The 7,628-nt window shown below is 39.9% G+C and carries 2 protein-coding genes and 1 pseudogene; all 3 read left to right on the top strand.

What is annotated here, in order from left to right; all coding sequences use genetic code 11:
* A partial coding sequence (locus HSISS3_RS07975; RefSeq protein ID WP_042771940.1) for an SspB-related isopeptide-forming adhesin occupies positions 1-4,648 on the top strand: 4,648 nt, incomplete at its 5' end.
* 400 nt (positions 4,649-5,048) lie between these two features.
* A pseudogene (locus HSISS3_RS12530) lies at positions 5,049-5,177 on the top strand (YSIRK-type signal peptide-containing protein); the annotation flags it as partial.
* A partial coding sequence (locus HSISS3_RS07970) for a Rib/alpha-like domain-containing protein (RefSeq protein WP_276199567.1) occupies positions 5,157-7,628 on the top strand: 2,472 nt, incomplete at its 3' end. The pseudogene HSISS3_RS12530 and the gene HSISS3_RS07970, both read left to right, overlap by 21 nt.

The following is a 7,628-nucleotide window of genomic DNA, read 5'->3' as shown; positions in this document are numbered from 1 at the left end:
GTTCGACATCCCAACAACAGTGAAAGCTGATGTACCTGGTGGTGTAGATATTGAAAATACTGCGGCTCAAGTAGTTAACTACTACAACCCAACTACTAAGAAAGTTGAAAAACCAAGCAAACCAACTGAAAAACGTGTGAACAACGTTCCAGTTGAAGTGTCATTCAACTTCACTAAACGTTTGGAAGGCCGTGAGCTTAAAGCCAACGAATTCACATTCGAGTTGAAGGATGCAGCAGGTAAAGTTGTTGAGACTGTTAAGAATGATGCGGCTGGTAACGTTGCATTCTCACCACTCAGCTTCAAGAAGGGTGAAGAAGGCGTTCACAACTACACTGTAGAAGAATTTAAGGGCACAGATTCAACTGTTACATACGATACAATGAAAGCGAATGTAACAGTAACCGTTTCACATGACGGAACTGCTAAACTTCTCGTAGCGAAAGTTGGCGAAATCGCTGATAAAGAATTCAACAACACTGTTCGTCCTCCAGAAGAACCTAAGTTTAAACCAGAGAAATACGTTCTTAGCAAAGATAATGGTAAGTTTGATATCACTGGTACTAAGCTTGTTGATGATGATAAAGAGTTGAAAGATAAGTATGCAGAAACAAATGCAAACCCTTATGCTGATGATCCATCAAACAACGAAGTAGAAAACATCAATACTAAAGCTGTTAAACGTGGAGATATTATTAACTACCAAGTATGGCTTGATACAAATCAATTTGATGCAAACAACAAGGATAACATCCAAACTGTTGGTATCACTGATGATTACGATGAAGCTAAATTGGATGTAGTTGCATCAGAAATCAAGGCTTATGATGGTAAGACTGGTGCAGATGTTACTGACAAGTTTGACATCTCAATCGCTAACGGTGTGATTACTGCTAACCTTAAGGCTGGCTTCACTAAGTCACTTGGCGACGCTGAAAACACTCAAATCATTGACACTACTAAGTTCGAATTTGGACGTTACTACAAGTTTGTCATCCCAGCTAAAGTAAGCAGTGGTGCATTTGATGGTGCTGAAATTGTAAATACAGCAGCTCAGCTCGTTCACTACTACAACCCAACAACTAAGAAAGTTGAAACACCTAAGGTACCAACTGAAAAACGTGTCAACAATGTTCCAACAGCTATTGAGTTGGTATTTGGTAAGACACTTAACGGACGTCAGTTGAAAGATCAAGAATTCAGCTTCGTACTTAAAGATTCAGAAGGTAAAGAAATTGAAACTGTTAAGAACGATGCAGAAGGTAAGGTTAAGTTCCATACTATCAATTATGCTAAGGCAGATATTGGTAAGACATTCAACTACACAGTAGAAGAAGTTCAAGGAACTGATAAGACAGTTACTTACGACCCAATGAAAGTCAATGTTACTGTTACAGTTGTTCAACCTTCACCAGGTGCTCAATTAACAACTGTCGTTTCTTACGCTACAGTAGGTGGAGATGCTTACGGTGCAGACGATCGTGTCTTTGATAACGAGGTTAACCCTAACTTCAAACCTGAAAAATATGTTGTTTCAGAACCAAGCTTCGACATCATTGGTAACAAACTTGCCGATGACGATGATTCAGCTGATAAAGTTGAAATCCAAAACTTGAATGGTAAGACCCTCAAACGTGGTCAAAAGATTTACTATCAAGTATGGCTTGACACTCGTGACTTCACAGCAGAAAGCAATCTTCAAACTGTAGGTATCACTGATAACTACGAAGAAGATAAGCTTGATATCAATCCTGCTGAAATCAAAGTTTACGATGGTAAGACTGGTGCAGATGTTACTGATAAGTTCGATATCAAGGTTGAAAACGGTGTTCTCTATGGTTCATCTAAAGCAAGCTTGACTAAGCCTATCAGTGATAAAGATGCAACTCCAGTTATTGATACAACTAAATTCGAGTTTGGTCGTTACTATAAATTTGATATCCCAGCAACTGTTAAGGATATTAAAGAAAACGACGGTGTTGATATTGAAAATACAGCCAACCAAACTATCCACCAATACAACCCTTACAATAAGAAAGTTACAACTCCTAACAAACCAACTCAAACACGTGAAAACAACGTTCCAGTTCCACTCGAGTTCGACTATACTAAACGACTTGAAGGACGTGAGTTGACTGCAGGTGAGTTCAGCTTCGTATTGAAAGATCAAAACAACAAGGTTCTTCAAACAGTAACCAACGATAAAGATGGTCACATCAAGTTTGAAAAACTCTTGTTCAGCAAAGCAGATCTTGGTAAGACATTCACTTACACTGTGGAAGAAGTACCAGGTAAAGATACTACTGTATCTTACGATGGAATGGTAGCTAAAGTAACTGTTGAAGTTACTAAAGAAGGTAAAGTTCTTAAGACTGTTGCTAACTACTCTGCAACTGGCGGTAACGCTTCTGGCGCTAACGACAAAGAGTTCAACAACAAAGTTCGCCCACCAGAAACACCTAAGTTCCAACCAGAAAAATATGTTGTTTCTGAAGCAAAATTCGATATCACAGGTACTAAGCTCGTTGATGATGATAAAGAATTGGCTAACAAGGTTGCAGATACAAATGCTAACCCTTACGCTGATGACGCATCTAACAACGAATTGGAAAACTTGAATACTAAGTCAGTTAAACGTGGTGAAAAGATTTACTACCAAGTATGGCTTGACACTACTCAATTTGACGCCAACAACAAGGATAACATCCAAACAGTTGGTGTATCAGATGACTACGATGAAACTAAGTTGACTGTGAATGCTTCAGACATTAAGGCATACGACTCAGTAACAGGTGACGATGTAACATCTAAGTTCGACATTTCAATCGAAGGTGGTAAGATTGTTGCTAACCTTAAAGATGGCTTCACTAAGTCACTTGGCGATGCTGAAAACACTCAAGTTATCGATACTACTAAGTTCGCCTTTGGACGCTACTATAAATTTGATATTCCTGCAACAGTTAAGAAAGACATTAAAGCTGGTGTGGATATCGAAAATACAGCAGCCCAAGTTGTTAACTACTACAACCCAACAACTAAGAAAGTTGAAAAACCAAACGTACCAACTGAAAAACGTGTTAACAGTGTTCCAATTTCAGTAGAATTCAACTTCACTAAACGTTTGGAAGGCCGTGAGCTTAAAGCTAACGAATTCAGCTTCGTGCTTAAAGATTCAGAAGGTAAGACTCTTGAAACTGTAAGCAATGACGCTAAAGGTAACGTTAAGTTCAAAGCTATTGAGTATAAGAAAGGCCAAGAAGGCACTTACAAGTACACAGTAGAAGAAGTTAAAGGTACTGATGGTACTGTTCAATACGACGGTATGAAAGCTCTTGTCACTGTTGAAGTATCACATGATGGTAAAGCGAAAGCTCTTATCACTAAGGTTACTGACCCAGCAGATAAAGAATTCAACAATACTGTTCGTCCACCAGAAAAACCTAAGTTCCAACCAGAGAAATACGTTGTTTCTAAAGAAAAATTCGATATCACTGGTATGAAACTTGTTGATGATGATGCTGAGTTGAAAGATAAAGTAGGCGATACTAATAAAGATCCTTACGCTGACAGCACAGCTAATAACGAAGCTGAAAACCTTAATACTAAGACACTCAAGAAAGGTGATAAGTTTGTTTACCAAGTATGGCTTGATACAAACAACTTCACTGACGCTCAAAATATCCAATCTGTTGGTGTTACAGATAAATATGACAGCGAAAACTTGAACATCAATGTCAAAGATATTAAAGCATACGACTCTGTAACAGGAGAAGATGTGACAGCTAAGTTTGACATCAAGGTTGAAAACGGTGTAATCACTGCAACATCTAAGTCTGACCTTACTAAGTCACTCGGTGATGCAGAAAATACTCAAGTGATCGATACTGCTAAATTGGCATTCGGACGCTACTACAAGTTCGATATTCCTGCAACTATCAAAGGCACTGCTAAAGATGGTGTAGACATCGAAAATACTGCGTCACAAATCGTTCACCAATACGACCCAACTAAGAAATCTGTTGAAAAACCAGAAAAACCAACAGAAAAACGTGTAGTCAATATCCCAACTAAGGTTGAGTTTGAATTCACTAAGAAACTTGAAGGTCGTGAACTTAAAGCTGGTGAGTTTAGCTTCGTACTTAAAGACAGCAAGGGTAATGTGATCGAAACTGTAAGCAATGATGCTAACGGTAAGATCAAGTTCTCAGCTCTTGAGTACAAACGTGGTGAAGAAGGTACTCACGTCTACACAGTAGAAGAAGTACAAGGTAACGATACAAGCGTTACTTACGATAAGATGGTAGCTACAGTCGTTGTTTCTGTATCTAAAGACGGTAAAGTCTTGACAGCAACTTCTCAATTGCCAGAAGATACTGAGTTCAACAACATTGTGACACCACCGACTCCTCCAACACCACCAACACCACCAACACCACCAACACCACCGACTCCTCCAACGCCACCAACACCACCAACTCCTCCAACACCAGTGGTTCCACCAGTGACACCACCAACTACACCAGAAGCTCCTAAAGGACCAGCACTCCCTGAAACAGGTGATGATGCGTCTATGGCAGCTATGGCTCTCGGAGGAATCCTTGCGGCAGCTGGACTTGGTTTGGCAGGAAAACGCAAAAAAGAAGACTAAAATAGTAAAAAAGGTCAAAACCCTCAATATAGTTAGTTAGACTATTTCAGTTTTCGAAAAAGAGACTCATCCCGAAAGGGGTGGGTCTCTTTTGTGTCTAAAAATAATCTGACAAATATTTCTTCTGATTATTATAATATTTATAAAAATAAGTATGAATAAACTCATAGAATTTTTTTAAATCACGAAATAAGTTATAAAAAGTATTTATAACGGGTTATAAAACTATTGTAATACCTAAATTTAAGTGAGTAGATATTTATATTATAGAAGATTATAAAAAAAGAAAATAATAAAATTATGACATTTTGTATTGAAAATTTCCATTTTTTTGATAACATAATGGAAAGGGGATTAGAATAAATTTTTAGAAAGGGCAATTGGATAGTTAGAATTCCAATTGTTTTGGAGAACTATAGGTAAAGATTTATTCAACGAGAAGAAAAGTCGCTTTTCTCTCCGCAAATTAAATATCGGGGTTTGTTCGGTATTGCTAGGAACACTTATTATGATTGGTGGGACTGCACAAGCAGATGAAAATACTGAAACAACAGCTGCAACGATTACACCAGTAGCAGAAGCGGGTGAAACGACGGCGTCTTTGGTTGAGACTAGAACAGTCGCAGAGACAACGCCTGCAGCGACAACTCCTGCAGCGACAACTCCTGCAGCGACAACTCCTGTTGCAAGTACAGCAGCTTCAACAAGCGCTGAAGCATCTGCCACTGTTGAAACGCCTGCGACGTCAACAGCACCTGCAACAACTGCGGAGAGCGCTACATCACAAGCTGCAGCAACATCAGAAGCAGCAAGCACATCAGCAGCTCCAACTTCTGAAACTGCACAAGCATCGACTTCAGAGGCTCCTCAAGCAGGTAATTCTTCTGAAGCTGAGAAACCACGCGTTCGTTCACGTCGTGCCCTTTCTCCAGCAAATGGCATCAGCACACGTTCTTTTGATTCTGAACTCCAAGATGCTGCTCAAAAGACAGCCATCTATAGTCCAGGGGAAAAGGGGCAAAAACAAAGTTACGCAGGTACAGTTTGGCTCTATCGTAATGGTACAATCAATAACGATAACCAAGAAGATGCAAAACGTCTTGCTAATGTTAATGTTTACCTTCAGTATGTAACTGGGAAAGGTTTTGTTTCTCCAGTTTATAAGACAACAAGTGGACAAGATGGAACTTTTGTATTTGACTTGTCTAAACCATTAGCAAACCGCCTAGGAGCAACAGGTGAGTTCAAACTTGCAGGGGACCCTAAGTTTGCTATCCGTACTTGGGTAGAAAATCCAGATCCAACAAAATACAATGTCATCAAGTCTGGTGACCAACGTACAGGTTTCCACGGACGTCTTAGCCGTTTGAATGAAACTTGGGATTTCACGGCTGGTATCAACCGTATTGTTGGTGGTCAAGTAGTTCTCCAAGAAAAACCAAATTCTGAAGACTATCTATTGAAACCAGAAGCAGACCGTCAGACAGGTGACCAAGCAGACGGCCAATTTTCACGTAAAGGCGATTATGGTACAATCCGTGGTAGAGTGTGGTACGAACTTCGTGACCCAAGTGGTTCTGACGCACGTATGTATAAAAAAGACAGCTACGATATTAACGCCACAAACGTTAAAGTAGCAGCTTCATACGTAAATGATGAAGTAACTCGTCTTTTTGACAAATGGAAAAGTGAACACTCTAATTACAAGCTTGACGATTTCAAGGCTGCTCAAGCTGAAATTATCAAAGAATATGAAGCCAAGAATGGTAAAGGATCACACATTGCTGAAACTGTCGTAGTACCAGTTGATAAAGACGGGAACTATCGTATTCCATTCCGTGGTCTTTATGGTGTGAGCGCTACTCAGGCTAATAGCGGTCTTAAAATTTCACATAAGATTTCTGACCAAGAGTTTGGAACACTTGTTAAAGATGAAGATTTAGACAATGAACATCTTATGAAGTGGAATGGAACTATTGGACAAAAACACCGTCACATTAATACGGATTATGTTTATGCCACTGTTCTTGTCAATGACTATGCTATTTGGAGCAATAACTACCAATCAAATATGTTTGAAGGTACGTCTGATGCTGTACTTCCAGTGGGACCTTCATCACTTGCGGCAGCAAATATTTCGAATACAAACTTTGCTCTAATCGCACCACAACCAATGCACGACATCTTGGTGTATGACAACTCTGATCACTTTGCTAAACCAGGAAATACTGCTGAAAGTACCACTGGTGGACTGATGCCGTCACGTGAATACCAAATCCGTTGGTTCAAAAATGGTCAAGCGATTGGAACAGCAACAACTGTAACGTCGACAGCAGATGGAACTGCTAGCTCAGTACCGTTTACTGTGCCATCTGATCTTACAGAAGCAGCTATCTATACGTCTGCTGTATTCCTTCAAGGTGAAAACACAGATGATCTCCATTCAGCTTTGGCACTTGATTCATTTACAGCCGTTCCTAATGAAGATGCAGATAAGTATACTCCGACACCTAAGGACCAAACAGTCAATGTTGGCGAAACTCCAGATCCTAAGAAATCAATTGGTAACGTAGATGATCTCCCAAGTAGCACTACATTTGAATACAAGACTCCAGTTGATACAACAACCCCAGGTGATAAGAGTACAACCGTCGTTGTGACTTACCCAGATGGTTCTAAGGATGAAGTTCCAGTAACAGTTAAGGTAGTAGATCCACGTACCGATGCGGATAAGAATACGCCAACACCTAAGGACCAAACAGTCAATGTTGGCGAAACTCCAGATCCTAAGAAATCAATTGGTAACGTAGATGATCTCCCAAGCGGCACAACATTTGAGTACAAGACAGCAGTAGATACAACAACAGCTGGTGAGAAGGACGCAACAGTCGTTGTGACTTACCCAGATGGCTCTAAAGACGAAGTACCAGTTAAGGTAACTGTTAAAGATCCACGTACGGATGCGGATAAGAACACACCG

Origin of the sequence: Streptococcus sp. HSISS3 (assembly GCF_000448605.1) — a bacterium.
Classification (GTDB): Bacteria; Bacillota; Bacilli; order Lactobacillales; family Streptococcaceae; genus Streptococcus; species Streptococcus raffinosi.
The sequence above is the reverse complement of the archived record's forward strand: the minus strand, read 5'-3'. Positions and strand labels throughout refer to the sequence as shown.